Genomic DNA, 1,156 nt, shown 5'->3' on the forward strand with positions numbered 1-1,156 from the left:
TGCGCACGTCAAGTTTCTGAGACAGTTTCATCGTTTTATTTCGGTTACGCTGCCAGGGATTCCTGGTCGCGGATCTGGTGGGCTGTGAGGGCTGCCGCCGGCGGTCGGTGGCCTGCTCGGGCGTTGGGCCGTTTGCGGTTGTACCAGGACTCGATATAGTCCATGACCGAGGTGCGGGCGGCGAGCCGGCTGGTGAAGCTGTGGTGGTGGTAGAACTCGGTCTTCAGATGCGAGAAGAAATTTTCGGCGACGGCGTTGTCCCAGCACACGCCGACCTTGCCCATGGACTGGGTGACGTTGTTCCCGGCGCACCAGCCCTGGAATTCGGCAGAGGTGTACTGGGTGCCGCGGTCTGAATGGAACACCGCCCCGTCCGCGTGCAGGTAGCCGTGATCGCGGGCCATGGCCAGCGCCCCGGTGCACAGTTCGGTGCGCATGTGGCGGTCCATGTTCCAGCCGATGACCATGCCGGTGCACAGATCGATCACGGTGGCCAGATACAGCCAGCCCTCGCCGGTCTTCAGGTACGTGATGTCCCCGCACAGCCGCGTGCCGGGCACCTCGGAGGAGAAGTCCCGCTTGCCGTTCTCGTCGAGCATGTGGTTCCCGATATGGGCGGTCTTCGCCTGCGGGTCCTGCTCGGTGGTCTTCTTCCACGCCCGAGTCCGTACGGCGCGCAGGCCCTGCTCGCGCATGATGGCCCCGACGGTGGGTTGGGAAACGCTGATCCCGTCCGCGTTGAGCATCCGGGTCAGCTGGTCCCTACCGGCCTTGCCCTTGGCGTCGTTGAACTTTCCGGCCACAGCTTCCACCAGCGTCTGGTGCCGCACGGCCCGCGGGGACGGGCCCGCAGGGTTGCGCCACCGGTAGAACGAGGCCCGGGAGACCTTCAGGGTCCGGCATAGCCAGGCGACGGGATGGTTCGCCTTCTCTGCTTCGATGAACTCGTAGAAATCCTCTACCGTTGCTTCGCTGCAAAGAAGGCGCTGACTTTTCCCAGGAACTCAATTTCCTGCTTCAGCTTCGCGTTCTCGGCCAGCGCTTTCTGGTGCTCTTCCCACGGCACGGCTGCCTTCTCCTCGGTGAGGAACCGATCGGGATGGTCCTCACGGTATTTGCGCACCCAGGTCCCCAGAGTGCCCTCGTTCACGCCGAT

2 protein-coding genes are annotated in these 1,156 nt (G+C 63.9%); both read right to left on the minus strand.

Annotation, left to right across the window (positions count from 1 at the left end; genetic code table 11):
• Positions 1 to 44 precede the first annotated feature (44 nt).
• The gene (locus ABIB26_RS23690; protein WP_354248658.1) at positions 45 to 941 is read right to left on the minus strand and encodes an IS3 family transposase; all 897 of its coding nucleotides are present in this window, start codon (positions 939 to 941) and stop codon (positions 45 to 47) included.
• 17 nt (positions 942 to 958) lie between these two features.
• Positions 959 to 1,156, minus strand: a 198-nt coding sequence (locus ABIB26_RS23695) for a transposase (RefSeq protein ID WP_502913738.1), incomplete at its 5' end; no start/stop codon positions are given.

It is taken from the genome of Arthrobacter sp. UYEF20, assembly GCF_040546335.1.
Lineage (GTDB): Bacteria > Actinomycetota > Actinomycetes > Actinomycetales > Micrococcaceae > Arthrobacter.